The sequence below is a fragment of the Plantibacter sp. MCCC 1A11337 genome (assembly GCF_013349365.1).
Taxonomy (GTDB): Bacteria; Actinomycetota; Actinomycetes; order Actinomycetales; family Microbacteriaceae; genus Plantibacter; species Plantibacter flavus_A.
The window spans coordinates 498,781-522,289 of the sequence record NZ_JABJWX010000002.1; the positions used below are offsets into that span (position 1 = coordinate 498,781).

At 70.2% G+C, this 23,509-nt stretch carries 26 protein-coding genes; 4 read left to right on the forward strand and 22 right to left on the reverse strand.

The window, feature by feature from the left end; all coding sequences use genetic code 11:
• Nucleotides 1–11 precede the first annotated feature (11 nt).
• The 11 genes from HOW07_RS09705 to HOW07_RS09755 all read right to left on the reverse strand — a co-directional run bounded on the left by HOW07_RS09705 (nt 12) and on the right by HOW07_RS09755 (nt 10,459).
• Nucleotides 12–824, reverse strand: a complete 813-nt coding sequence (locus HOW07_RS09705) for an HAD family hydrolase (protein ID WP_175116791.1) — start codon at nt 822–824, stop codon at nt 12–14.
• Nucleotides 821–1,975 (reverse strand): cysteine protease StiP family protein, encoded by a 1,155-nt coding sequence (locus tag HOW07_RS09710; protein ID WP_158596642.1) that lies wholly within the window; start codon nt 1,973–1,975, stop codon nt 821–823. The genes HOW07_RS09705 and HOW07_RS09710 overlap by 4 nt, the downstream gene beginning before the upstream one ends.
• Nucleotides 1,972–3,366, reverse strand: a complete 1,395-nt coding sequence (locus HOW07_RS09715; RefSeq protein ID WP_175116792.1) for a phosphoribosyltransferase domain-containing protein — start codon at nt 3,364–3,366, stop codon at nt 1,972–1,974. The genes HOW07_RS09710 and HOW07_RS09715 overlap by 4 nt, the downstream gene beginning before the upstream one ends.
• Before the next feature lie 85 nt (nt 3,367–3,451).
• A complete protein-coding gene (locus HOW07_RS09720; RefSeq protein WP_121293209.1) occupies nt 3,452–4,645 on the reverse strand; it encodes an HpcH/HpaI aldolase/citrate lyase family protein in 1,194 nt (397 codons plus the stop codon).
• Nucleotides 4,646–4,647: 2 nt separating this feature from the next.
• Nucleotides 4,648–5,484: a hypothetical protein gene (locus HOW07_RS09725; RefSeq protein ID WP_175116793.1), complete on the reverse strand. Its 837-nt coding sequence runs from the start codon at nt 5,482–5,484 to the stop codon at nt 4,648–4,650.
• Between the two features lie 3 nt (nt 5,485–5,487).
• Nucleotides 5,488–6,039, reverse strand: coding sequence for a TerD family protein (locus HOW07_RS09730; protein ID WP_064295863.1), 552 nt, complete (start codon nt 6,037–6,039; stop codon nt 5,488–5,490).
• A complete protein-coding gene (locus tag HOW07_RS09735; protein ID WP_079704609.1) occupies nt 6,039–6,554 on the reverse strand; it encodes a hypothetical protein in 516 nt (171 codons plus the stop codon). The genes HOW07_RS09730 and HOW07_RS09735 overlap by 1 nt, the downstream gene beginning before the upstream one ends.
• Before the next feature lie 54 nt (nt 6,555–6,608).
• Nucleotides 6,609–7,820, reverse strand: coding sequence for a toxic anion resistance protein (locus HOW07_RS09740; protein WP_175116794.1), 1,212 nt, complete (start codon nt 7,818–7,820; stop codon nt 6,609–6,611).
• 52 nt (nt 7,821–7,872) lie between these two features.
• Nucleotides 7,873–8,451, reverse strand: coding sequence for a TerD family protein (locus tag HOW07_RS09745; RefSeq protein ID WP_064295866.1), 579 nt, complete (start codon nt 8,449–8,451; stop codon nt 7,873–7,875).
• A 59-nt stretch (nt 8,452–8,510) separates the two neighbouring features.
• Nucleotides 8,511–9,104, reverse strand: a complete 594-nt coding sequence (locus tag HOW07_RS09750) for a TerD family protein (protein ID WP_064295867.1) — start codon at nt 9,102–9,104, stop codon at nt 8,511–8,513.
• A gap of 128 nt (nt 9,105–9,232) precedes the next feature.
• Nucleotides 9,233–10,459, reverse strand: coding sequence for a TerC family protein (locus tag HOW07_RS09755; RefSeq protein WP_064295868.1), 1,227 nt, complete (start codon nt 10,457–10,459; stop codon nt 9,233–9,235).
• Between the two features lie 122 nt (nt 10,460–10,581).
• Here HOW07_RS09755 and HOW07_RS19655 point away from each other — a divergent pair, with 122 nt between their 5' ends.
• Complete coding sequence (locus tag HOW07_RS19655) at nt 10,582–11,073, forward strand: MarR family winged helix-turn-helix transcriptional regulator (RefSeq protein WP_064295869.1); 492 nt, start codon at nt 10,582–10,584, stop codon at nt 11,071–11,073.
• Between the two features lie 10 nt (nt 11,074–11,083).
• Here HOW07_RS19655 and HOW07_RS19415 read toward each other — a convergent pair whose 3' ends face one another.
• Both HOW07_RS19415 and HOW07_RS19420 read right to left on the reverse strand, forming a co-directional pair.
• Entirely contained in the window at nt 11,084–11,578 is a 495-nt protein-coding gene (locus HOW07_RS19415; RefSeq protein WP_285038666.1) for a GtrA family protein, read from the reverse strand.
• A gap of 7 nt (nt 11,579–11,585) precedes the next feature.
• Nucleotides 11,586–13,106 carry a glycosyltransferase family 39 protein gene (locus HOW07_RS19420; protein WP_254628272.1) on the reverse strand — a complete coding sequence of 507 codons (1,521 nt, stop codon included), beginning with the start codon at nt 13,104–13,106 and terminating at the stop codon, nt 11,586–11,588.
• A 207-nt stretch (nt 13,107–13,313) separates the two neighbouring features.
• Here HOW07_RS19420 and HOW07_RS09770 point away from each other — a divergent pair, with 207 nt between their 5' ends.
• Complete coding sequence (locus HOW07_RS09770) at nt 13,314–13,967, forward strand: hypothetical protein (protein WP_064295872.1); 654 nt, start codon at nt 13,314–13,316, stop codon at nt 13,965–13,967.
• Between the two features lie 252 nt (nt 13,968–14,219).
• On the opposite strand, the gene HOW07_RS09775 is transcribed toward HOW07_RS09770, so the two are convergent.
• From HOW07_RS09775 to HOW07_RS09785, 3 genes are all read right to left on the reverse strand, one after another.
• On the reverse strand, nt 14,220–15,491 hold the full coding sequence (locus tag HOW07_RS09775) for an HNH endonuclease signature motif containing protein (protein ID WP_175116796.1): 1,272 nt from the start codon (nt 15,489–15,491) through the stop codon (nt 14,220–14,222).
• A gap of 217 nt (nt 15,492–15,708) precedes the next feature.
• A complete protein-coding gene (locus HOW07_RS09780) occupies nt 15,709–15,882 on the reverse strand; it encodes a CsbD family protein (RefSeq protein WP_064295874.1) in 174 nt (57 codons plus the stop codon).
• 201 nt (nt 15,883–16,083) lie between these two features.
• Nucleotides 16,084–16,812, reverse strand: a complete 729-nt coding sequence (locus HOW07_RS09785; RefSeq protein WP_121289144.1) for a VIT family protein — start codon at nt 16,810–16,812, stop codon at nt 16,084–16,086.
• 160 nt (nt 16,813–16,972) lie between these two features.
• On the opposite strand from HOW07_RS09785, the gene nhaA reads away from it, so the two are divergent.
• Nucleotides 16,973–18,289 carry a Na+/H+ antiporter NhaA gene (gene nhaA, locus HOW07_RS09790; RefSeq protein WP_175116797.1) on the forward strand — a complete coding sequence of 439 codons (1,317 nt, stop codon included), beginning with the start codon at nt 16,973–16,975 and terminating at the stop codon, nt 18,287–18,289.
• On the opposite strand, the gene HOW07_RS09795 is transcribed toward nhaA, so the two are convergent.
• From HOW07_RS09795 to HOW07_RS09820, 6 genes are read right to left on the reverse strand one after another with little or no spacing between them, the layout of a single operon-like run.
• Nucleotides 18,243–18,575 (reverse strand): CHY zinc finger protein, encoded by a 333-nt coding sequence (locus tag HOW07_RS09795; RefSeq protein ID WP_175116798.1) that lies wholly within the window; start codon nt 18,573–18,575, stop codon nt 18,243–18,245. The two genes, nhaA and HOW07_RS09795, sit on opposite strands and share 47 nt — an antisense overlap.
• Nucleotides 18,572–19,168: an energy-coupling factor transporter transmembrane protein EcfT gene (locus tag HOW07_RS09800; RefSeq protein ID WP_175116799.1), complete on the reverse strand. Its 597-nt coding sequence runs from the start codon at nt 19,166–19,168 to the stop codon at nt 18,572–18,574. The genes HOW07_RS09795 and HOW07_RS09800 overlap by 4 nt, the downstream gene beginning before the upstream one ends.
• A 4-nt stretch (nt 19,169–19,172) precedes the next feature.
• Nucleotides 19,173–19,883 carry an energy-coupling factor ABC transporter ATP-binding protein gene (locus tag HOW07_RS09805; protein WP_175116800.1) on the reverse strand — a complete coding sequence of 237 codons (711 nt, stop codon included), beginning with the start codon at nt 19,881–19,883 and terminating at the stop codon, nt 19,173–19,175.
• Complete coding sequence (locus HOW07_RS09810) at nt 19,880–21,046, reverse strand: thiolase family protein (RefSeq protein ID WP_175116801.1); 1,167 nt, start codon at nt 21,044–21,046, stop codon at nt 19,880–19,882. The genes HOW07_RS09805 and HOW07_RS09810 overlap by 4 nt, the downstream gene beginning before the upstream one ends.
• On the reverse strand, nt 21,039–22,196 hold the full coding sequence (locus tag HOW07_RS09815) for a class I adenylate-forming enzyme family protein (RefSeq protein WP_175116802.1): 1,158 nt from the start codon (nt 22,194–22,196) through the stop codon (nt 21,039–21,041). Before HOW07_RS09815 ends, HOW07_RS09810 begins: the two co-directional genes overlap by 8 nt.
• The gene (locus HOW07_RS09820) at nt 22,193–22,798 is read right to left on the reverse strand and encodes a biotin transporter BioY (RefSeq protein WP_175116803.1); all 606 of its coding nucleotides are present in this window, start codon (nt 22,796–22,798) and stop codon (nt 22,193–22,195) included. The genes HOW07_RS09815 and HOW07_RS09820 overlap by 4 nt, the downstream gene beginning before the upstream one ends.
• 94 nt (nt 22,799–22,892) lie before the next feature.
• On the opposite strand from HOW07_RS09820, the gene HOW07_RS09825 reads away from it, so the two are divergent.
• Nucleotides 22,893–23,504, forward strand: a complete 612-nt coding sequence (locus HOW07_RS09825) for a TetR/AcrR family transcriptional regulator C-terminal domain-containing protein (protein ID WP_121289158.1) — start codon at nt 22,893–22,895, stop codon at nt 23,502–23,504.
• Nucleotides 23,505–23,509 lie beyond the last annotated feature (5 nt).

A 23,509-nucleotide genomic window follows, 5' to 3' on the forward strand; every position in this document is an offset into this window, starting at 1 on the left:
CGGGCCTCGGGTCAGCGGCCCCGGACGGCCGCAGCCGTCATCAGCTGCAGCAGTTCCTCGCCGGCGAGGATGCCGCGCCGCTCGGTGACCGTCAGCGTGTCGATCGTGAAGCCCTCGTCGTCGAGCTCGCCGTGCGCCGGTCGGAACGCGAGGTCGGCGGTCTCCAGCATCGACTGGTCGAGGAGCGAGTCACCGGCCGCGAGGACGAGTGGTCCGTCGAGGCGGCGGGCGACCTCACTGACGGCGTCGTGCTTCGTGAGCGTCCGCGGCACGCAGTAGAGCTTCCGTCCCTGCAGGGACACGGTCCACCCGAGCCGTTCGCAATCCTGCTCGACCTGCTCGAGCCAGCCCGCCGGGATCGCGTCGCGCTCGACGATCGAGTAGAAGAACAGCGCGTCGGCGACGTTCGTCTTGAGGATCCAGGTCGGCGAAGCCAGCTCCTCGAAGCGCGCGAGCGCCTCGTCGAGCGGAGCGGTGTGGTCGGTGAGGTGCGCTCGCACCCGGTCGCGCCAATCGGCGTCCGGGACGCCGTCGACGAGGATCTCGCCGCCGTTGCTCGTGATCGCGTAGGCGGGCGCGCCGCCCGGCAGCTGCACCCGCTGATACTGCGCCACCGTCCGCGTCGTGACCGGCATGAACACGGCCTGCGAGCGCAGCTCGATCAGCAGGCGCTCCGACTCGCGCGTCATGAACGAGATCGGCACGCCGTTCCAGAGCTCCGAGACGATGATCGACGGCGCCTCCGGGTCCGGCGTCTCGAGCCAGAACGCCTTCGGCGAGTAGATGAGGGTGCGGTCGAGGTCGCAGGCGACGAGGGCGCTCACTGGGCGTCTCCCGCCGCGGCGTCGCTCAACGGGTTGATGAGCCCGACACAGCTGTAGGGCAACCCGGGCACGACCTCGACCGGCACACCGCGCTGCTCGGCGAGCAGGAGCACGTGCGCGACGTCGTCGAGGGCGTCCGGCGACACGAGCACCTTCCACGGCACTCGGCGGAGCAGGACGCGGGTGGTCTCGCCGACACCCGGCTTCACGAGGTTCACGGTCGGGATGTCGTACTGTTCCCGGATCCGTTCGACGGCCTCCCAGCCGATCCAGCTCGGTTCACGGTCGGCCGTCGAGGCCTCCTCCACACCCGCGGCGACGTCGTCGACCACCTCGGCGAAGCGGCCCGAGACCGCGTCGAGGAAGGCGCCGGAGACGTCGTGACTGCTGAGCTCGCGGTAGAACTTGGCACCGTGGAACTGGTCGTCGGAGAGCAGCTCGCGGTTGTACACCGTGCGGGACACGAGGCCGGAGACGGTGGAGTTGAGGCATGCCGAGGGGATGAGGTAGTCGTCGCGGGTGCCGTACACGGGCACGCAGTGGCCGGGGTCTGCGAGGACAGCCAGCTCGTCGGAGAAGCGGATGCCGTCGGTCTCGGCGAAGAGTTCCAGTGCCGCCGTCAGCTCGCGCGCGATGGCGCCCTTGCCGGTCCAGCCGTCGACGAACGCGATCTGCTCCGGGTCATGGTGCGTCGCGAGGTAGCGCAGCGCGGTCCCGTCGACGCCGACCCCGCGCACGATGCTCATCGTGTAGTGCGGCACATCGATCCCACGGACCTCCATCGCCCAGCGACGCATGAGGATCCCGATGGGCGTTCCGGCGCGGGCGAGGGAGACCAGCACGGGGCGGTCCGCACGGGAGGCCAGGACGAGGTCGGTGACGACGCCGACGGCCACCGCGAGGCGCCGGCTCGACCGCGCGAGGGCGTCGCGATAGAGCTCCTCGTACTCGGGGGAGGGCAGGTACTCGATGGGCAGCGACTCGGCGTAATGCGCGCGCCCGCTCTGGATCGCGGCCTCGCGTTCGGAGGCGTCGGCCTCGAGGCGGGTGTCGCCGAGGTCGGTCAGGAGCCAGCGCACCTCCGAGGCGTCGTAGGACCCGAAGTCCGGTCCGGTGAGCGGCTCGGGGAGGGCGGCGGCGTCGATGGTCACGGTGCGGGGTTCCATTCGGCTGGGGTCGGGACGGATTCGGAGAGGAGGACGACGATGACGTGGTCGGTGACGGTCCGCAATGCCTCGACGACGCCGTCGGGCCGGAGCAGGAGCTCGCGGTCGGCGCCCGGCTCCGGGAACAGGACCACCGCCGCGAACCGTGAACCACCGCGGGAGAGGTTGTAGGCGAAGCGGGGTCCGAAGCCGTCGATCGTGCGGTCGTGGCTGGTGAAGGACACCGCGCTCGCGATGGCGTAGTCGTCACGGTCGATGACGGCGATGGGGGACCGCGTGGTGGTGGAGAAGCGCGTCGCTCCGCGCGTGCGGTCGAGGTGGGCGGCGACGGCCAGCGGTACCGCGATGAACTCCTCGGAGCCGAGCACCACGACCTCGCCGTCCGGCAGCTCCGGAAGGACCCGGTCGGCGATCGCGGCCGTCATCGCGTCGTCCAGGCGTCCTGGCGCACCGAAGCGCGCGCTCCGCACGGGCGACAGGCCGGAGGCGTCCACGACGACGACGTCGCCGGCCGTGGTCGATCCGGCGGACGACGCGGCGGGTGCGGCGTCGATGACCGCTCGCGCGCGGGCGAGGACGTCCTCCGGAAGGTCGACGGCACCCACACCGAGCGCCACGACGGTGATCCGGGTGCCGAGCCGGTCGGCGAGGTCGTCGAAGCGCTGTCGGTCCGCATCCGAACGGAGGTCGATGAGACCCGCGACCACCCAGTGCGCCTGCGGCGTGGTGGCGTGCAGCGCGGTGATCGTGTTGCGGACGGTGCGGCCGGTGCTCAACTCGTCGTCGACGAGTACCGTGGTCCCGCCGACCGTGGCCCACGCGGGGTCAGTCGGATACAGGCGATGGTCGCTCGCGTGCGAATGCTCTTCCTCGAACGGCGTGAAGGGCACGTCCGCCTCGTGCCTCGTGGAGTGGAGGTAGGGCGAGCCGAGTGCGTCGGCGACGATGTGGCCGAGCCCGGTCGCCGTCTCGGCGTAACCGACGGTGACGAGCTCCGGGCCGGCCGCTGGGGCTGCATCGCGGAGCTGGGCGAGGTGCTCACGGACGGCGGTGAGGGCCGCGAGACCGTCAGCATCCGGCCGTTCCCGTCGGGCCAGGAGCTGCGCCACGGTGTCGAACGGAGCGGTCTCCGGATCGCTGCCGTCGAGCGCGCTGCGCACCAGCAGTCCGAGCAGCTCTCCGGCGGCGAGTGCCAGGCCGGGCACGGTCGGCACGTGTTTGGCGAGGACCGTCGACACGAGCAGCTGCGCGCGTTTGGGGTTGTCGCGGAGCGCCAGACCGACGAGGTCCTCCACCGGGATCAGGCTCCGGGACGCGTCCGAGCGCAGGCCGATGCCGACGGCGTCGCGCACGAAACCGCCTGTCCATGCGCCCATCGATACATTCACCGCATGCTCGTCTCGAGGAGGTCGTCGAAGGTCGTGTTCGCTGCCACGGCCCCGTAGCCGCCCATCGATACCGTCACCGCATGCTCGTCTCGAGGAGGTCGACGAAGGTCGTCTCCTCCGCGGCCACCCCGAAGGCCTCCGCGCGGAGCAGGGTCTTGCGCGCCCACGCCTGGTGCGGCTTCATCTCGTTCATCTTGTTCCGGTACGGGGAGGCGTTGGCGCCGCCGCCCACGTCGCCGACGACCGAGAGGGCGTCGACGTACTCCTCGTGACTCACGACCGACATCGCGTGGACGACCGGCACGTGGCTCGGGTGGATGACCGTCTTGCCGAGCAGCCCGTTCGCCTGGTCGAGGGCGATCTCACGGATGAGGCCGTCGAGTCCCTTGAGGAGGAGCTTCTGCCGCAGCTGCGCCTCGTTCGCATCCTGGAACGGCGTCATGCGCAACTGCGGGCGCATGAGCCGCTCCGCGTTGTGGAAGTGCTCCCAGACCGTGCCGGTGATGACGAAGTCGTCGCCCGGTCGACCGAAGACGTTGACGACGTCGGCGATGACCGAGGAGACGAGCTTGACGTCGTAGACGGTGAGGTCACGCGAGCGCCGGAGCGAGAAGGCGCTCGAGAGGTCGGTGGCGCCGATGCGGACCGCCAGGACGTCCTCGCGGTGGGCCTTGGTGACGTCGACGATCCCGGAGAGGGTGTCGTCGCGGGTCTCGCGGTGGATCATCCGCGGCGATTCGAGGATCGGCATGACCCGGAGCCGACGCGCACCGTTCGACCCGTCCTGCCCGTAGTCGCGCTGCACGCGACCGAGCGCTTCGAAGAAGCGGTCCGCCACCCCGTCGCTGTTCTCGTACTTGGGGATGACGAAGCCGCTCAGGAGGTCGAGTCCCGGACCGAGGAGCCCGGCGACCCGCTCGAGCTGCTCGGGCGTGCGGACGCGGATGAAGAGCAGCGGCAACATGGGGCGCTTGGACCCCGAGTTCTTGGCGGCGAGCTGCTGCATCGCCTCCGCGACGTTCGTCTCGGCGAACTCGACCGCGTCGTCGGGGACCGAGTCCTCGAGGCACAGCACCATGCTCAGGCACCCGTGCTTCGCCTGCTTCACGACGTCCTTCGCGAGCGTGGGGCGCGTGCCCGGGCTGTAGAGGGTGGCACCGAGTGCCGCCGCCACGTGTTCCGGCGGGGAGTCGATGCTGATGGGGCTCGGAAGCTTGTGGAACAGCCGCGACGCGCGCTTGTCGTCGACGTAACTGAAGTGCCGCATGGTCATCGTCTCCGGGGTTCGCGGGCGACGACGTACGGCGTCGGCTCGAAGCCGAACTGCTGCAGGAGCGTCTGGAGGGGGATCTCGGCGGGAAGCGGTTCGAGGCGGAGTTCGAGTCTCGACCCGATGCGCAGCAGCGAGACGACCGGGGCGGCGCCGGTCTCATCGGCGGCTGCGAAGCTCTCACCGTCGAAGAGCTGCACCGTCAGCGGACGACCGGCTGTGCCGACGAACAGCGCTCGACGGATGAGGTGCACGTGCCGGAGGGCGAGGATCGCGTCGCCGCCGTCGAAGCCGAGCAGCGGCCGGTTGCCGGGCGTCGTCACGGGCGTGCCGTCGACACCGTCGGCCGTCGCGACACCCGTGACGAGCTCGACGGTCTCCCACACGATCGCCGTCGCTCCGCCGACGATGAGGCTGCCGATCGCGGACTGACGCGGGTCGAGCCGGACCAGCGGGGTCTCGTCGTCGAGGACGCGGACCTCCTCGGCCGTCGGGGCGGGGAAGGGCTGTGGGGTCGTCGGAGCTGCGGCGGGCGTGGTGGCCGGGCGTGCCGACGGCGCAGCGGGAGCGGTCGACGAGGATCCGCCGAGCGAGAGTCCCGTCGACGGTGCAGACGCTGCCGATGCCACCGAGGCAGGGGGTGCGGCGGCGGACGTGGACGGCCCACCGAGCGTGAGTCCGGTCGACGGTGCTGCCGATGCGGCCGGCGCTGCAGGAGGAGGTGCCGTCGGGGCGCTCGCCACGGGCTCCGCCCGCGTGACCGGCGCGGGCCTCGGCTTCACCCGACGACGGAGGTAGTCGATGTCCCGTCGCACCGGGGAGGTGTTGAGCGGCACGGCTCAGAGGTCGATTCTGAAGTCGCGTGCCACGCCCGCGAGACCGCCGGCGTACCCCTGTCCGAGGGCGCGGAACTTCCAGTCCGAGCGGTGCCGGTACAGCTCCGCCAGGAGCAGCGCCTGGCTGCTGCGGACCTCGGCGATCGGCACGTCGAAGCGCACGAGCTCCCGACCGTCGGGTGTGGCGACGCGGACGAACGCCGAGCGCACGGGCGAGAAGTCGCCGGGACCGCGGACGTCGGGGTCGATGTAGAGCAGGAAGGCGATCTTCGACACGGCGTCCGGCACGCGCGACAGCTCGACGTCGATCTCCTCGTCGTCGGCCTCGGACGAGAAGGTGACCGCGCCGTCCTGGCTCTCGACCTGGTTGAAGAACACGAGATGGTCGTCGGACAGCGCCTTGCCGTCGTCGCCGCACATGATCGCCAGCGGCACGGGTTCGCTCTGCGGCCCACGGCTCGCGATGACGTCCCAGCCGAACCCGATGAGCACGGCGTCGAGACCGGGGTTCTCGGCGGTGAGCGCGGCGTTCGCGCCCGCGATCAGCGACGCCATCAGTGTGCACCCAGCACGAGACCGGCGTCGGGCTCCTGGAACTTGTCGGAGAGGAACCGACCGTGCGTCGAGAGTTCGGCGATCGCACCGATGCGGATCTGGTTGAGCAGGTCGCGGATGGTCTCCTCGATGAGCTCCAGCTGACGGGCGAAGACGATCGTGCTGCGGGAGTCGTCGGTACGGTCCGCGGCCGGCAGCGCGAGGAAGGAGCGCAGCGGGCTCGGGAGGTAGTCCGTCACCATCGCGGCGAGGAGCACGCGCTGCTCGGTCGACGCGCCCTGGTCGGCGATCGTCGCCACGACGAGGCGCAACTGGTCGTCGATCTGTCGGAGCTGCGAGGTGAGCAGGGTGGGGAGGTCGCGCCCCACGGAGCGCACCGAGTCGCGGAGTTCGTCGAGGTGCCGGGCCGTCTGCTCGTCCTCGGTCTCACCGACGGGCGCCGGCGTGGCGTCGACGACGCCGAGCGGCTCGGCCCCGCCGGTCCGCAGTGCGTTCAGCAGTCGTCCGAATGCCATCCCTCGTCCCCTTCGTCCTCAGCGACCCGTGCGCCCGGTCACCCGAGCGTGAGGCTACCGCAGTTCGCGCTGCTCGGCCTGACGGCTGCGCTCGAGGTACGGCTTCGCCTTCTCGAGGCCCGTCTCGAGCGCGTTGACGGTGCCCTCCATGTTCTTGGCCGCTTCGGCACGGAAGGTGTCGATCGCGTCCATGGTCTGGAAGACGTTGTCGAACGCGCGCTGCAGGGTCTCCACGCTGACACCCGAGGTGGACGCCTGCTGGTGGATGCGCGTCGTCTGGTCCTTCAGCATCTCGCTGGTCTGCAGGATCATGTTGTTCGTCGTGGTGTTGATCGCGTCGATCTGGTCGAGCACCATCTTCTGGTTCGCGAGGGCCTGCGCGACGACGACGGCGGTCCGAAGAGCGGCGATCGTCGTGGTGCGCGCGCGGTCGACACCCTTGATGAGCTCGAGGTTGTTCTTGCGGATGAGGTCCATCGCCAGGTAGCCCTGCACCGAGACGGCGAGCTGCGTGAGGATGTCCTGGTGGCGCTGACGGACGGGGAAGAGGACGTCGGCCTCGAGCTTCTGCGCCTCCTCGATGCGCCCGGCGGAGCGGGCTTCATCGATATTGGCGACGCACGCGGCGTCGAGCGCCTTGGCGAAGACGGCGTACTCGCTGAGCGCCTGCATGGTCTCCCAGAGCTGGACCTTCTCGCCCGCGAGCGAGGCGTTGTCCTTCAGGAGTTCGTCCTGTCCGGCCATGAGCGACTTGATGATCTTGTCGAGCTGGGTCTGCGCGGACTCGTACTTCTGGAAGTACTTGGCGAGCTTGTTGCCGCCTGGGATGAAGCCGAGGATCTTGCGGCCGACGCCGAGGTCCGCCTGGTTGGGAGTGAGGTCCTCGACGGTGCTGCGGAGGTCACCGAGCGTGGTCGCGACCTTGATCTGCGCGCTGTCACCCGAACGCTTCGCCCCGGCGACCGAGGTCGACGAGCGGTCGAGCATGCGCGAGGAGTACCCGCTCGACTGCACCATCTCCTTGCCGCCGATCTGGGAGATGCCCTCGATCTTCTGCGTGAACTCGGGGGAGCGCGGGTCGAGCGTCGCGACCTCGGACACGAACGAGCGTGCCTGCTGCTGGATCTCCGTCTGGCGCTCCGCCGGGACCGGGACCATGCCCGGCGCCTCTTCGGCCTGCACGACGTCCGGTGCGTCCGGAGCGTGCAGCACGAGGGAGGCTGCGGCCTGTTCGTTGGCGTCTGGCGGAGTGAGTGGCGTGCTCATGCGGTCGACCTTGCTCTCGTGTGTGGCTTGCTCGTGGTGGAGGCGTCGGTGCTCAGCCGAGCGGGACGCCGAAGTCGCCGGCGATGCCGGCGAGACCGGTGGTGTAGCCCTGGCCGACGGCCTTGAACTTCCACTCGGATCCGTTGCGGTAGAGCTCCGAGAACAGCATGGCGGTCTCGGGAGCGGCGTCCTCGCTGAGGTCGAAGCGGACGATCTCGGTGCCGTCCTGGTCGACGATGCGGCAGTACGCGCCGCGGACCTGGCCGAAGTTCTGGCGACGCTCGTCGGCCTTGTCGATCGACACGGCGATGACCACGCGCTCGACGTCTGCGCCGACCGCGTTCAGGTCGACCGAGATCTGCTCGTCGTCGCCCTCGCCGTCGCCGGTGCGGTTGTCACCGAGGTGCTTGACCGAACCGTCCGCCGAGGCGGGCTGGTTGTAGAAGATGAAGTCGGCGGAGGAGCGCACCTTGCCGTTCGCGCCGATCAGCAGCGCCGAGGCGTCGAGGTCGAAGGCCTCACCGCTCGTGGTGCGCGGGTCCCACCCGAGGCCGACCGTCGCGACCGTCAGGCCGGGGCTGGTCTTGGTGAGCGAGAGGTTGTTGCCCTTTTCGAGGGTGAGTCCTGCCATGGTGATCGCTTCTCCTTCGGAACTGCGCTTGACGCGCGGGGGACTACTGCGGGTGGTGCTCAGAGGGCCTGGGCGGCCGGACCGAGCAGATCCATGACGGAGCGCCCGTTGGCGCGCTCGCCGATCGCCTTGAAGGTCCAACCGTTGCCCTCGCGCGAGACCTTCGACATGATCATCGCCGTGTGCGGACCGGAGTCGGTGAGCTGGTAGCGGGCGACCTCGGGCGAGCCGGGGGTCGAGTCGTCGATGATGCGACTGAAGGCGTTCTGCACCGTGTCGAAGGTCTGCCGGCTGTAGCTGCTGATCACGAACACGATCTGCTGGACCGACGGCGCCACCTTCGAGAGGTCGACCAGGATGGTCTCGTCGTCACCGTCGCCGGCACCGGTGAGGTTGTCGCCGGTGTGGGTGGCCGAGCCGTCCTTGCTCGCGAGCTGCTGGAACCAGATGGTGTCGAGGACCTTGCCGGTGGCGTCGAAGAAGATCGCCGAGGCGTCCAGGTCGATGTCGGGCGCGGAGGCTGCGCGACCGAAGAAGCCGCGCTTCACGGGTGCGACGCCGTCCCAGCCGAGGCCGAGACGGATCCGCGTGAGCGAGCCACCGTCCTGCTTCGTCAGTGAGAGCGACTGGCCCTTTTCCAGACTCAGACCCATGGTTCCGTCTCCTTGATGCTTCATCGTGTAGCTGGTGGTGAGGTGTGGGACGTGCGCCCCGGCCGAAGCCGGGAGCGCACGTCCACGTTATCGGTTCAGCCGGGCGAGCGCCCGGATTCCCGGTCCGTTCAGAGCAGGCCGCGTGAGTCGGAGCCCTTGGCCTGCAGCTCGTGGGCTCGGGCGAGCAGCCGCTGGAGCTCCTCGTCGTCGGCCGCCTTCGCCTGGTGCTTGGGCTTCAGGTTGGCGAAGGACTTCTGGCGCTCGACCATGCGGGTGTAGCTCGTCTCGAGCTCGACCTCGTCCACGTGGTGGCCGACCGGGATGTCCTCGGGGGAGTCCGCGTGGAGCACGATCTTCTTGGCCTGGCTGCGGGCGTCGCTGATGATCGTGTGGGCACGGCCCGCCGGGCTGAGGAGCGACAGCAGGACCGTCACGAGGAGGATGCCGACGATGACCGCGAGCGAGAGGCCCGTCTCGATCTCGAAGACCGGGACGTGCTCACCGCCGTTGATGAACGGCAGGGTGTTCTCGTGCAGCGCGTGCAGGACGAGCTTCACACCGATGAAACCGAGGATCGCCGCCAGGCCGTAGCTGAGGAAGATGAGGCGGTCGAGCAGGCCGTCGATGAGGAAGTAGAGCTGACGGAGGCCGAGGAGCGAGAACGCGGTCGCCGTGAAGACGATGTACGCGTTCTGCGTGAGGCCGAAGATCGCGGGGATCGAGTCGAGCGCGAAGAGCAGGTCGGTGCCGCCGATGGCGACCATGACGAGCAGCATCGGGGTGAGGACCTTCTTGCCGTTCTCGATCGTGACGAGCTTGTCGCCGTCGTAGCGGTCGGTCGTCTTGAAGAGGCGCTTGGCGAGTCGGATGACGAAGTTGTTCGCCTCGTCCTCGTTCTCCTCCTCCGGACGGAGCAGCTTGACGGCGGTGAAGATGAGGAACGCGCCGAAGATGTAGAACAGCCAGGACCACGCGTTGACCGCGGCGGCGCCGAGGAAGATGAACCCGGTGCGGGCGATGAGCGCGAAGACGATGCCGAAGAGCAGCACCTTCTGCTGGTCGGCACGCGGCACGCGGAAGCTCGACATGATGATGAGGAAGACGAAGAGGTTGTCGACCGACAGGGCCTTCTCCGTGATGTAGCCGGCGAAGTACTCGGACCCGAGCGTCCCGCCGCCGAAGATGAGGACGCCGACGCCGAAGATGAGGGCGAAACCGACGTAGAGGGCCGACCACTTCGCGGCTTCCGGCAGCGTCGGCTCGTGGGCCTTGCGTACGTGGAAGATGAAGTCGAAGGCGAGGAGGGCCAGGATGCCGACGATCGTCAGCAGCCAGACGTATCCGGGGATTTCCATGGGCTGTATTCTCCGCAGCGCTCGAGGTGGGGGACGGGTGACGTTTAGTTGGTGCCGTCCCACTATATAGTTGGTATGGTCGAACCAACACCCGAACGCAGGTATTCAGGAAGAATTCAGCTATGAGCGATGAGGTCGACCCAGCCGACGCCGGCGCCGTCATCCAGGCGTCGCTCGCGTCCGTGCTCCGGTGGTCCACCCGGGCCGACAACCGGCGTTCCCTGCACGACGCCGAAGGCGCAGCCCTGACCGGCACGGACGCGTGGCTCCTCGAGTACGTGATCACCGCCGGCCCGATCCGCATGTCGACGGTCGCGGGCTGGATGGACGTGGACAAGTCGACCGCGACGGCCGAGGTCCGTCGTCTCGAGGAGGGCGGTCTCGTCGTCCGGGAGACGGATCCGAGCGACCGCCGAGCGGTGCTCGTCAGCGCCACGGAGGAGGGACGCACGGCTCTCGAGCGGCACCGGCAGGCGGCCCAGCAGGTCTACAACACGCTCGTCGGCAAGTGGAGCGAACACGATCGCGTGGAGCTCGCCCGACTCCTCTCGCGGTTCGTCGACGAGTTCTCCTGGGTCAGCGACGCGGTCTCCCGGCACAACGCGAGTCGCTGACCGGACGACCTCACGGGTCCACGCGCACCGGGATCGACCCGGTCCGCTCCGCCCGTGGCCCGTACACCCAGAAGCGATACAGCACGAAGCGGAACGCGGAGCCGAGGGCCAGGCCGACGATGTTCGCAGACACGTTGTCCGCCAACGGTGTCGTCAGGTGCAGTGCGTCGTGGGAGACCCAGAGGCAGCCCAGTGCGATCGCGCCTCCCGCGAGGCTCACGATGCCGAACTCGAGCGCTTCGCGGGCGACGTCCGAGCGCCGATGGGCGCGGAAGGTGAGGAGCCGGTTGCCCACCCAGTTGGCCACGATGGCGAGCGTCGTGGAGACACCCTTCGCCACGAGCAGCCCGGAGGTGCCGGTGTGGAGGAACACGGTGTACGCGAGGAGGTTGAAGACCCCGACGTCGACGAGGAAGCCGACGCCGCCGACGAGGCCGAAGGCGGCGACCTCGCGGACGATCGGGCGCCGGAGCAGCGCGCGCGGGTTCGGGAGGGGCCGGATCACCACTGCATCACGACCTGACCAGCTCGAAGACGATGCTGCGGTTGACGGGGATGCGCTGCTCGACGCGGTAGCCGAGGGCCTCCAGATCCGCCACGTCCGGGGAGGTGCTCGACCCTTCGACGACCCAGACGGTGTCGTGGCCGATGAGCCGGTCGTGGATGTCCGCCAGCGGCGCGGCAAGGTCCCAGAGCTCGGGGCGGTCGCGGTAGCTCGTCTCGAGCGCCACATCGTCGAGGCCGGCGAAGGCCTGCGGGTAGAGGTCGATCGCGAGCCGCGACTTGCGCGAGGGCTTCACCGACTGGTCGAAGACGACCGCGTCGCCCGGCGAGGCGTGGGCCTGGACGACCTCCGCGGTCTGCCGGAGGTCGCTGCCGTCGTCCTTCGCGAACGGGCCACGCTGTTCCACGAGGACCGGGGTCGCGAGCGCCAGTACGAGCGCGACACCGGCCGCGGTCGCCACCATGCGGTCGACCCGCTTCGGCAGGACGTCGACGAGCGTCCGGAGTCCGAGCGCCATCATGATCGCGACGGCCGGGACGCAGAAGGTGACGTAGCGCAGGTTGTACATCGGCGTCACGAGGGTGTTGCCGATGATGAGCAGCGCCGTCGGTGCGAGGGCCCAGACGGCGATCATCGCCAGTGCGCGACGCTGTCGGGAGGATCGGCGGACCACGAGCACCCCGATGGGAGCGAGCACGATCAGCAGCCACGCGAGCACGGCGAAGGCCGGCGTCTGGAACCACTGGCCGACGAGCACCGATTCCGGCGTCGCGTAGTCCCGTCTGCCCAGGAACGCGATCTGCTCGCGCTGCGCGATGCCCGCGATCACGATCGGAGCGCCGAGGACCAGAGCCCCGACGAGGGACCAGCCCCAGGCTCGCATCACCCGCCGCCCGGGGCGTTGGAGCACCATCCAGGTGGCGTGCACGAGGAGGAGCATCGCGAGGTACAGGAACAGGTACATCGAGGCGGCGCTCGCGACGGCGAAGAGGGCCCAGCTGCGGCGTGATGTGGACCGGCGACGCACGAGTGACACGAACCACACCGTCAGCCACACGACCGCAGCCATGCCCAGCGCGTAGGAACGCGTTTCGGCGCCCATCCTCGTGACCTGGGGGATCACGGCGAACACGAGGCCGGCCGTGATGCCGATCGCCGGGGTGAAGAGCGCCCTCGCGAGCACGACCGTGCCGGCCGCGGCCAGTCCGACCCCGACCGCACTCGGGAACCGCGTCACGGCCTCGGCGGTACCGAAGGCTCCGGTCCAGACGTGCAGGAACGCGTAGTACAGGCCGTGGACGGCGTCGATGTGGCCGATCATCCCGAACATGACGGGGAGTGGACGTTCGGCGGCGAGGACGCTCGCCGCCTCATCGCCCCAGTACGACGGCGTACCGATGCCGATGAGCGAGACGAGGGTGGCCAACAGGCCGACCACCCAGGGCACGGCGCGGCCGCCGAGGAGGGTGTGGAGGGCGTCCCACCGACGGCGCGAGGGCGCGGTCGGGACGGTGATCGTCGCAGTCATGGGTTCCCCTCGGACGCGACAACCTGGCGCGTCGTCTCATCGTCCGCCGCTCGGATGAACGCGAGCAGAGAGATTCCTGAGAGGGCGCGGGGGATCCTGCTGGAACCCGACGGCCGGAGGCGGGCCGTCCCGGTGGGGAGTTGTCCCCATCGCGCGGCCTCGGCGCGCGGGACAGACTGCAGGAGTCCGCCGCCGGAAGGAATCCCGATGCAGCTCTCCCGAGTCACCGCCCTGATCACGCTCCCTGTCGCAGCCATGCTCGTGCTGGCGGGATGCTCCACGCCGTCGGCCCCCGACGCGAAGCCGACGGAGAAGGCTTCATCGTCCGCGACGTCGAAGCCGACCTCGACCGGATCGGCCGATGGTGAGGTCACCGAGCCTGGAGCGCAGGTCGGGATCGATGAGCCGATCGTCTACGAGTCGCAGGGCACCGACGGCGTCACCGCGCTCATCAGCGCGAAGCTGACCGAGGTCACCCCCGCGACCGCCGACCAGGTGGCGTTCCTCAAGACGCAGTTCGACGGCGGGGAACTCGACGGCTACGACATCACGCTCATCCGGCTCGAGATGACCAAGGTGTCGGGCGACCCGGTGGCGTTCAACAGCGACGCGACCTCCTTCGCACCCGTCGACGCCGATGGCGAGAAGGTCCAGGAGGCCACGCTCATCGGTTGGGACGAGTGCGGATCCGAGTCGTTCACCGAGGAGTTCGATGGCGGCGAGCCGATCACGCAGTGCTACGTCGCGGCGGCTCCCGCCGGTGGCAAGGCTCCGGCCGGCCTCATGTACGACGGCGGTTTCACCGACCCGAACCCCTACGACTCCTTCGACGGCGACCCGATCCTGCTCATCAAGGACTAGCTGTCCTGCGGGCCTGAGTGCCCTGCGACAGGCTCAGGGACCGAGTCGTTCCGGAGTCACGTCTCCCGGTCACTGAGCCTGTCGAAGTGCCCACGAGCATGCCCCATGGTTCCGGGCGGACCTCTCCCGGTCACTGAGCCTGTCGAAGTGCCCAGGAAGAACCCTCGTCGTTCCGGGCACACGTCTCCCGGTCACTGAGCTTGTCGAAGTGTCCAAAAGGAACCCTTCGACAGGCTCAGGGACCGGAGCTGGTCAAAACGGTGCGGGATCGGGTTCTGTCCGGTGGTGTTTCCCGTCGGGTGTCGTCCAGTCGAGGACGCCGCCGGGTGCGTGTTGGAGGTTCCAACCGGGCAGGTGCTTCATCCGGTGGTGATGTCGACAGAGACAGGCGAGGTTCCCGACATCCGTCGTCCCGCCGTCCTCCCACGCGATCGAATGATCGAGGTCGCACGCTCTGGCGCGCCTCCCACAGCCCGGTGCGCGACAGGTGCCGTCCCGAAGCCGCACCGCGCGTTGCAGGTCGGCCGGAACGCGGTACTGATTCCGCCCGACCGACAAGACCGAACCGGTCTCGGCTTGGACGAGGATCCGGGTGAAGCTCGGTGCGTTCACCGCGATGCGCGCGGCGGTCTCGGGATCGATTGGCCCGTAGCCGTCCAGGGTTGCCGGGGCGTCAGAGACACCGGCCATGCTGAGCGCCGGGACCGTGATCTGCACCGTGGGGACGATGTGCTCCTGCACTTCGATCGGGTGCGGGAGCACCGGGCTCGACATGACATCTTCCGGCGTGACACCGATGAGGGCGAGCGCCGCGAGTGCGTCCGCCTGCAGTTGTGCGCAGGTGCGGGTGTCGCCCGCAGCGCGCGACACCGCCGCGGCTGCCTCGATCCGTTCGGCGATGCCCTGCGCGATCGGCGCCGTCGTGAACAAGTGCACCCACGCCATTCCGTCGGCCGCGGGCTCGAACTCGACGCGGCGGTCGGACTCTGAGCGGGTTGCGCGAGCCGTGATGGACTCGGGGTGGAGGCGCTCGCGGAGCACTCGGGCGCGCCTGCGGAGGTTCGCGTTCGTGGACTCCTCCGCGACTGGCAGGACTTCTGCGAGGAACGCAGCCCGCCCGGCTACCGGGACGTCACAGAGTTGGTCGATGATCGTCTGCGCGTGCCGCGCCGAGATGCGACCGGCTTCGAGGGATTCGAGCACGGCCGGCGCTTCGTTCACCAGGCGCTCGGCGTCATTGATCGCTCGCTGGACGGTCTGCCCGGGGGTGCGCGTCGCCATCGCGAGGGCTGCACACGTGGAGCGGCGCGAGAGCGCCAGGCGCTCGGCCGGAGGGAAGGTCGTCGGGACGACCGAGTCGGCGTAGGCGTCCGCGTAGGCCGCTGAGCGGGCGAGGAGGCGGGCCTCTTCAGCGTCCAGGTTGGCGCGACGCCGCTGGATGTCCGCGTACTGGTCCGAGAACTCCGCGAGCTGCGCGGCGTACTCGTCGCCAGCTCGAACTGCGGAGGCGGTGGTCTCGGTCATGGAACCAGTCCACCATGGACCACTGACATTCCAGATGGTGAGTCGTCTCGGTTGTGGGAAGTCTCGTTGTGTGCCCTTCGACAGGCTCAGGGACCGGAGGAAGGGTGCCGGATTGGCGAGGTCTCCTCGTGGGCCCTTCGACAGGCTCAGGGACCGGGGGAGGACAGACGGACGCCGGTGACCCGAGCGGGTCACCGGCGTCCGTGTGATCGGGAGGTCAGTTCTTGAACGCGTCCTTCACGTTCTCACCGGCCTGCTTCACGTCGGACTTGGCCTGGTCGGCCTTGCCCTCCGCGATGAGCTTGTCGTTGTCTGTCGCCTTGCCGACGGCCTCTTTGGCCTTGCCCGCGAGGTCTTCGGCGGCGTTCTTGATCTTGTCTCCTGCGCTCATATGGTGCTCCTCACATGTTCTTCGGGCTGTCGATCCGCACTGATCGAATCCGACAGGGCGACCGGGTGGACGCCCTTCACTTCTACACCCGGGAGCTCCACGCCCGGGCAGGGCTCCAGCAGACTCCCAGAGAAATCCCCGGACCGCGCTGTGCCAGTGCGCCCGTCGTCGGATCGTCGTCGACGACCGGGACCCTGGCCATCAGACCACGCCGCTCGTGCCGAGCAGGGTGCCGATCGCGAAGGTGACGGCGAGGGCGAGCGCTCCACCGACCACGACACGGACGGTCGGGCGCAGCACGGGGTTGCCGCCGATCCTCGCGCTCGTGAAGCCGGTGAGCGCCAGCGCGATGAGCACGACGATGAAGGTGATCGGGACGCGCACTTCGGGCGGCGGCAGCAGGATCGCGAGCAGGGGGAGCAGCGCCCCGATCGTGAACGCGAGCGCCGATGCGCCGGCGGCCGCCCATGGGCTGACGACGGCGTCCTCCGTGATGCCGAGTTCGGCCTCGAGGTGCGCCGTGAGCGGATCGTGTGCGGTCAGCTCCTCGGCGACCCGCCTCGCGGTCGTCGGCCGGAGCCCCTTCGCCTCGTAGATCCCGGCGAGTTCCGCGAGCTCCGCCTCGGGGTCGTCGGAGAGCTCTCGCCGCTCCTTCGCGATGAGGGCTCGCTGACTGTCCCGCTGGCTGCTCACCGACACGTACTCGCCGAGTGCCATGGAGATCGCACCACCGACGAGCCCGGCGACACCCGCGGCGAGGAGTGGGGCGCTGTCGGTCGTGGCACCGGCGACACCGACGACGAGGGACGCGACGGAGACGATGCCGTCGTTCGCGCCGAGCACACCCGCACGGAGCCAGTTCAAGCGGCCCGCGAGGTCACCGCGGTGCGGTTCGTCCGGGTGGCCGCCGGTCGGTGGTGAGGAGCTCATGGATGCATCCAAGCACTCCGCGGGCCGCCCGCGCACGGTTCCCGCCCGCTCGCGTGCCCGGTCGCCTAGACTGGAGGCTGGTGCGCCGGGAAGTCTGGTCGGCGGGCGGTCGATCGGGATCGCTCTGCTGCTCGACCGAACCCTCCCCCGAAGGATCCGTATGCCCGACGCTCACCGCTCCCACGACCTGCCGGCCGACCAGGCCCCGCACTCGATCTGGCGTGGCATCCACCAGACGCTCCAACAGGACACCGTCGGTGGTGCCCTCCTCGTCGTCGCAACCGCACTCGCGCTCGTGCTCGCCAACACCGGTGCCTCCGAGTTCTACCTGAGCGTCCGCGACGTCACCTTCGGTCCGGAGGCGCTCCATCTGAACCTCTCCATCGGTGCCTGGGCGGCCGACGGGCTCCTCGCGATCTTCTTCTTCGTCGTCGGCCTGGAACTCAAGGAGGAGTTCGTCGCCGGAAAGCTCCGGAACCCCAAGACCGCGGCGCTCCCCATCGCCGCTGCGGTCGGCGGCGTGGCCGTGCCCGCCGTCATCTACGTCCTCGTGAACCTGAGCGCCGGGCCCGACGCGCTGCAGGGATGGGCGATCCCCGCCGCCACGGACATCGCGTTCGCCGTCGCGGTGATCGCGGTGGTCGGCAAGTTCCTGCCGCCGGCACTGCGCACCTTCCTGCTCACGCTCGCCGTGGTGGACGACCTCATCGCCATCAGCATCATCGCGATCTTCTACACCGACCACATCGAGTTCCTGCCGCTGGCGCTCGCCGCGGTGCCGCTCGCCATCTTCGCCGTGCTCGTCCAGCGCGGCGTCCGCGCCTGGTGGGTGCTCATCCCGCTCGGTCTGTGCACCTGGGCGCTCATCCACGCGTCCGGTATCCACGCGACCGTCGCCGGCGTGCTGCTCGGCTTCATGGTGCCCGTCTTCGCGACGAAGCGCGCCCGCGTCCGGGTGGGGACCACCGCCGAGGGGCGCCCGGTCTACGACGGGCTCGCCGCGCACTTCGCCGACCGCTGGAGTGTCGTGTCCACGGCGGTCGCCGTCCCGATCTTCGCCTTCTTCTCCGCGGGCGTGGTCATCGGCGGGATCTCCGGGCTCGTCGAGTCCTTCCAGGACACCATCGCACTCGGGATCATCGCCGGACTCGTCCTCGGCAAGCCGATCGGCATCCTGGTGACGACGTTCTTCGTCACCCGACTGCCCGGCCTCGGCCTCGACCCGTCGATCCGTTGGGTCGACCTCGTCGGCATGGCGTTCGTCGCGGGCATCGGATTCACGGTGTCGCTGCTCGTCGGTGAACTGTCCTTCGGTGTCGGCAGCGAGTCCGACGACCACGTCAAGGTCGGTGTGCTCGCCGGCTCGCTCATCGCCGCCGCCATCGGTGCCGCGATCCTCGCCGCCCGCAACCGGGTCTACCGGCGTGCGGTCACGGCTGGAAGTAGTACGCCGAATGCAGGCGGCAGCCCGGATTGAACCGGGCGTCGCAGTTCGGGCAGGCGTCGACCTCCAGGTATCGCTCGGTCGTCAACTCCGCCGAGCACACGCCGCACAGGATCGCCTCGCGGTCGCGCTGCTCGCGCGGCCACTGCTCGGCCGGGTGGTCGGCGCACTCCGCGTGGCACAGGTGGCACGGGTAGTACTCGCCGCAGCAGGCGAAGCGGATCGCGATGACGTCGAGCGTGGTCGCGTAGTGGACGCAGCGCGTCTCGTCGTCGACCGTCTTCCCGAGGACGTGCACGGTGTCGCCGCCGCCGCTCATCGGACGCCCCGGGCGGTGAGGGCCTCACCGAGTTCGTCGGCGTGCTTCAGCGACACCACGAGGAACGGCACGACGAAGGTCACCAGGTTCGACCCCGCCCCGCGCGCACGCTGCGCCTCCCGGACGCTCGTGGCCTGGCGGGCGAGGACCGGCACCGTGTTGATCGCGACGGCGAGCATCAGGGCGATGCGCGAGGGGTCGACACCGAAGCGACCCAGGGGCTTGAGGACGCGCTCGAAGGCGTCGAGCAGGTCGGCGACGCGCGTGCTCAGCACGAGGAGCGCCGCGAGCAGGATGGCGGCGACGATGCGGGACGTGTTCGACACGGCGGACTCGACGTCGAGGAACAGCAGTTGGCCGGCCACCGTGATCGTGATGATCCAGCGGATGAGCAGGAGCTGCCGTCCGAGCTCGCCGAGGCCGAGACCCGGGACGAGGTAGGCGATGACGGTCACCGTGGTGGCGATGCCCGCGGTCCACCAGCTCGTCGGTAGGAGCGAGATCGCGAGCACCACGACGAGGATGCCGAGCGCCTTCGGGCCGGCCGGCGCGCGATGGAGCCAGCCGGAGCCGGGGCGGTAGAGGGTGATCACGCCGTCACGACCGCAGACTCGCGCGGTAGGCCGCGATCACGTCGTCCGGTGCGCCCTGCGCGACGACCCGCCCGCCGTCGAAGAGCAGCGCGGTGTCGCAGCGGGCGGCGAGCTCCAGATCGTGGGTGACGAGGAGGAGCTGATGGCCCGCCTCGGGACGCAGGAGGTGGTCGGCGACGGCGGCGCTGTTGCGGGCGTCGAGGTAGGCGGTGGGTTCGTCGGCGATGAGCAGCGCCGGCCGGCGGATCACGGCCCCGCAGAGCGCCAACAGCTGCTTCTGGCCACCGGAGAGTTCGTAGGCGGACCGGTCGGCGAGCGCCGTCAGGCCGAACTCGTCGAGCGCATCGGCGACCTGCGCGGCGATGTCGGCCTTCGACGCCTTCGTGCCGCGGAGGGAGAACGCGACGTCCTCCGCCACCGTCGGCATGACGATCTGCGCGTCCGGGTTGCTGAACACGATGCTGACGAGTCGTCGAAGGGTCGCCGTGTCCTTCGCGGCGTCGACCCCGTGGACCTGCACGCTGCCGGCGGTCGCGCGGGTCAGGCCGCCGACGAGCCGGGCGAAGGTGGACTTGCCCGAGCCGTTCGCGCCGATGACCGCGATGCGCGCGTCGTCGAGGTGGAGCGTCACGTCGTCGAGTGCGACGGTGTCGCCGAGACGCGCGGTGACGCGGTCGAGACGGATGGCGGATGACTGGTCGATGTCCCCGATCATCGCACGACCTCGAACACCGCGGCGACGCCGAGACCGCCGCCGACCGACGCTGCCGCCACCCCGATCGTGCCCGCTGGAGCCCCGCCGCGGACGAGCCGCGAGAACAGGCGGACCACGGCGACCGCACCGCTCGCGCCCCACGGGTGACCGAGCGCGAGGGCTCCACCGTCGGCGCAGAGTCGCTCATCGTCCTCGGCGACACCGAGCCGGTCGAGCACGGCGAGCGTCTGGGCCGCGAACGCCTCCACGATCTCGAACGCGGCGACCTGCGCGAGGTCCACGTCGGCCCGTTCGAGGGCGTCGAGGATCGCCGGCGCGGCCCCGATCCCTGGGAGTGCCGGGTCGCAGCCGACGACGGCGTGCGCCCGGACGGCGAGACCGGGCGTCGCGCTCCCGTGGGCGGGCCCGCCGGGCCCGCCGGGTCCGCCGGGCACGACGAGCACCGCGGCGGCACCGTCGCTCACCCGGCAGGTGTTGCCTGCGGTGAGGGAGCCGTCGCTGAAGAGCGGCGTGAACCGGGGGAGGAGCCGCTCGATCCCGCTGCGCGGCGCCTCATCGTGCTCGGCCGCCCCGACCAGCGGGACGAGCTCGTCCGTGAACCGCCCGGCGGCGACGGCGCTCGCCGCACGGTGCGTGCTGCGCGCCGCGTAGGCGTCCTGGCGTTCGCGGGAGATCCCGTCGTGCTCCGCGAGATCCTCGGCGGCCCTGGTCATGTCGGGGTCGTGCCAGCCCGCCGGCGCGAACGGTGCGCGTGCATAGGCGACGCCGTCGACGGAGCGGGTCGGCGCGGTCGACGCGCTCTCGACACCGCCGGCGATCCGAGGCCGACCGTCGCCGGCGCTGATCGCCGTGGACGCCTCGATGATCGCCGCGAGGCCACTGCCGCACTGCCGGTCGACGGTGAGCCCTGGCACGGCGAAGCCGAGGCCCGCTCCGAGTGCGGCGACGCGGGCAGGGTTGCCGCCAGGCCCCATGCAGTTGCCGAGGACGACGTCCGCCACCACCGGCGGCAGACCCAGCATGTGCGTCGCGTCGTCGTGCACGGCCCGGACGGCGGGGACCGCCAGCTGCTCGACCGTGAGCGCGGCGAGAGCGCGCCCGCGCGTCGCGATCGGCGTCCGTCGGGCGGCGACGATGCGCGGGAGGGTGTGCGACTCAGTCAAGGGACGCCACCGTCCCGGCCGCGAGTCGGTCGGCGAGCTCCGCGCGGGCGGCCTTGCCGGTGACGGTGCGTGGCAGCTCGTCGACGACGAACCAGCGTCGTGGCCGGTGGGTCGGCGGCAACAACGGTTCGAGGGCGTCGCGGAGCGTCGCGCGGCTCGGCTGCGAGCCCGGGTGCAGTTCCAACACGGCCGTCACGAGCGATCCGACCCCGGCGTTCGGCAAGCCGAGCACGACGGCGTCGTCCACCTCGTCGAGTCGGCGCAGGGCTTCCTCGACGTCGGCGGGGATGACGGTCGCCGCGGCCGTGAGGATCGCGTCGTCGGCTCGGCCGAGGAGCGTGACGATTCCGTCGTCGATCCGCGCCCGGTCGCCGACGGTGGACCAGTCGCCGTCGCGTCGGAGCGGGCCGTCGCCCTCGAGGTACCCGGTCGCGACGAACGGCGATCGGACCCACAGGACGTCGTCGTCCCTGACCTCGAGCTCGACACCGGGGAACGCGCGGAGGCCGGGTCGATCCGGATCGACACCGTCGTCGACGGCTACGAAGGAGAGTTCGGCGGCACCGTAGTAGGAGACGACGCGGATGCCGAGGCCCTCCGCGGTGGCGCGGAGTCCGGGGTCGAGTGAGGCGCCTCCGATCAACGCCACCCGCAGGCGGGGCGGCACCTCGCCGTCGAGGAGCGCCCGGAGGCCGTTCGGGGTCCCGTGGAACCGGGTCGCGTCACGGGCGTCGTCGGGGGTGAGTGCGTGGGTCGTCGGGAGGACGAGCGAGCAACCGACGGCGGCCGCATGCGCGATCGAGAACAGCGAGAGTGACGACGCAGGCGGCGACGACAGTGCCAGGACGTCGTCCGAACCGAGATCCAGCAGTGTTCCCACGGCCGGGAAGGAGTCCGCCCACGACGCGGCGGTCCGGAGCACGATCCGTGGCTCGCCCGTCGTGCCGGAGGTCAGCGTCGCCCAGCCCTGGTCCGGTTGTGGACCGGCCGCGGTGCTGCGGTCGCGGACGGAACGCCAGTACGACTCGCTCCATCGATCGTCGCCGAGCAACGGCACGCCGCCGGACGCCCGCACCTCGAGCGCCCGACGGACGAGGTCGGTCGGCGCCCCGCCGCGCAGCGGGACGAGGTGCCCTGGACGCACGGTCATCCGATCCGGGCGGGCTCGCCGGGCCGCGTGGAGCCGGCGCCGGCCGCGTTGCGGAACGCGCGCGGGTAGGCGCGGGCGAGGGTCATCGTGATCACCGTCGCGAGCACGACCTTGACGAGGTCGCCGGGCACGAAGACGAGGCTCTGCAGGGCGGTCTCGCCGAGTGGCAGGCGGGTGACGAGCGACTGCACCGGGATGCCGAACGCGTAGATGACGCCGATGCCGCCGACGAACACCCCGAGCGCGGTGCGCCACCAGCGCAGCCGACGCCCACCGGCGTGCACGATGAGCCCGATCACGAAGACGCCGGCGATCCAGCCGAGGAGGTATCCGGCGCTCGGTCCGACGAAGACGCCGACCCCGCCGCGACCGCCGGACAGGAGCGGGAGGCCGATGGCGACGAGCGCCAGCAGCACCAGCATGGAGAGCATGCCTCGCCACGGGCCGAGGATCGCGCCGGCGAGCATGACGCCGAGGGTCTGCGCCGTGATGGGCACCGCGCCGAGCACCGAGAACGCGCCGGGCAGGCCGAGGGCGGCCACGATGGCGGCGAACACGGCGATGCGTGCGATGTCGGTCGCGTCGATCCGGAGTCTGCGCATGCTGGGTCCTTCGTCGGGATGGTCGGTTCGCCCGGGGCGGGTGGATCGCACCTGAACGGTGTTCACCTGAACATCGTTCACTATAGTGGTGCTCATGTCCGGACCCGAAACAGTGCGTCGCCATCGGCGCGACGACGTGGCTCAGGTGGCGCTGCGGATCCTCGACGATCACGGCCTGGCCGACCTCACGATGCGCCGCCTCGCCGCGTCCCTCGACGTCCAGCCGAGTGCGCTGTACTGGCACTTCGAGAACAAGCAGACCCTCATCGCCGAGCTGGCCGACCGGATCGTCGACGCCCACCCGGCACCGGTCGACGCCGTGTCCGAGGCCGGTTCCGACTGGCGCGAGCGGACGCGCGTGGAGGCGGGGGCGCTGCGTGACGCCCTCCTCGCCTATCGCGACGGCGCCGAGGTGGTGTCGAGCACCTACGCGCTCGGGCTCGGTTCCGGACGTGCGCTCACGCGGCTGACGGACGCGGTGTCGGTGGCCGGCTTCGACGAGGCCACGAGTCGACGTGCGGGCACGGTGCTGCTCCACTTCGTCCTCGGGCACGTGTCGCACGAGCAGCAACGGATGCAGTACGACAGCGTCGGCGTGCTGGCCGACGGTGCGACGGATCCGCTCGGCCAGGAGGACCAGGCCCAGGCGTTCGCCTTCGGGGTCGGTCTCCTCGTCGACGGCCTGGCGGCGCTCTCCGTCCGCTGACGGCT

Coding starts and splice junctions, on each gene's coding strand:
- HOW07_RS09715 (WP_175116792.1), bottom strand. CDS start 3,366: ATGGGCGCATGGACAGGCGGTTTCGTGCGCGACGCCGTCGGCATCGGC.
- HOW07_RS09720 (WP_121293209.1), bottom strand. CDS start 4,645: ATGCGGCACTTCAGTTACGTCGACGACAAGCGCGCGTCGCGGCTGTTC.
- HOW07_RS09730 (WP_064295863.1), bottom strand. CDS start 6,039: ATGGCGTCGCTGATCGCGGGCGCGAACGCCGCGCTCACCGCCGAGAAC.
- HOW07_RS09735 (WP_079704609.1), bottom strand. CDS start 6,554: ATGGCATTCGGACGACTGCTGAACGCACTGCGGACCGGCGGGGCCGAG.
- HOW07_RS09740 (WP_175116794.1), bottom strand. CDS start 7,820: ATGAGCACGCCACTCACTCCGCCAGACGCCAACGAACAGGCCGCAGCC.
- HOW07_RS09745 (WP_064295866.1), bottom strand. CDS start 8,451: ATGGCAGGACTCACCCTCGAAAAGGGCAACAACCTCTCGCTCACCAAG.
- HOW07_RS09750 (WP_064295867.1), bottom strand. CDS start 9,104: ATGGGTCTGAGTCTGGAAAAGGGCCAGTCGCTCTCACTGACGAAGCAG.
- HOW07_RS09755 (WP_064295868.1), bottom strand. CDS start 10,459: ATGGAAATCCCCGGATACGTCTGGCTGCTGACGATCGTCGGCATCCTG.
- HOW07_RS19655 (WP_064295869.1), top strand. CDS start 10,582: ATGAGCGATGAGGTCGACCCAGCCGACGCCGGCGCCGTCATCCAGGCG.
- HOW07_RS19420 (WP_254628272.1), bottom strand. CDS start 13,106: ATGACTGCGACGATCACCGTCCCGACCGCGCCCTCGCGCCGTCGGTGG.
- HOW07_RS09770 (WP_064295872.1), top strand. CDS start 13,314: ATGCAGCTCTCCCGAGTCACCGCCCTGATCACGCTCCCTGTCGCAGCC.
- HOW07_RS09775 (WP_175116796.1), bottom strand. CDS start 15,491: ATGACCGAGACCACCGCCTCCGCAGTTCGAGCTGGCGACGAGTACGCC.
- HOW07_RS09780 (WP_064295874.1), bottom strand. CDS start 15,882: ATGAGCGCAGGAGACAAGATCAAGAACGCCGCCGAAGACCTCGCGGGC.
- HOW07_RS09785 (WP_121289144.1), bottom strand. CDS start 16,812: ATGAGCTCCTCACCACCGACCGGCGGCCACCCGGACGAACCGCACCGC.
- nhaA (WP_175116797.1), top strand. CDS start 16,973: ATGCCCGACGCTCACCGCTCCCACGACCTGCCGGCCGACCAGGCCCCG.
- HOW07_RS09795 (WP_175116798.1), bottom strand. CDS start 18,575: ATGAGCGGCGGCGGCGACACCGTGCACGTCCTCGGGAAGACGGTCGAC.
- HOW07_RS09805 (WP_175116800.1), bottom strand. CDS start 19,883: ATGATCGGGGACATCGACCAGTCATCCGCCATCCGTCTCGACCGCGTC.
- HOW07_RS09815 (WP_175116802.1), bottom strand. CDS start 22,196: ATGACCGTGCGTCCAGGGCACCTCGTCCCGCTGCGCGGCGGGGCGCCG.
- HOW07_RS09820 (WP_175116803.1), bottom strand. CDS start 22,798: ATGCGCAGACTCCGGATCGACGCGACCGACATCGCACGCATCGCCGTG.
- HOW07_RS09825 (WP_121289158.1), top strand. CDS start 22,893: ATGTCCGGACCCGAAACAGTGCGTCGCCATCGGCGCGACGACGTGGCT.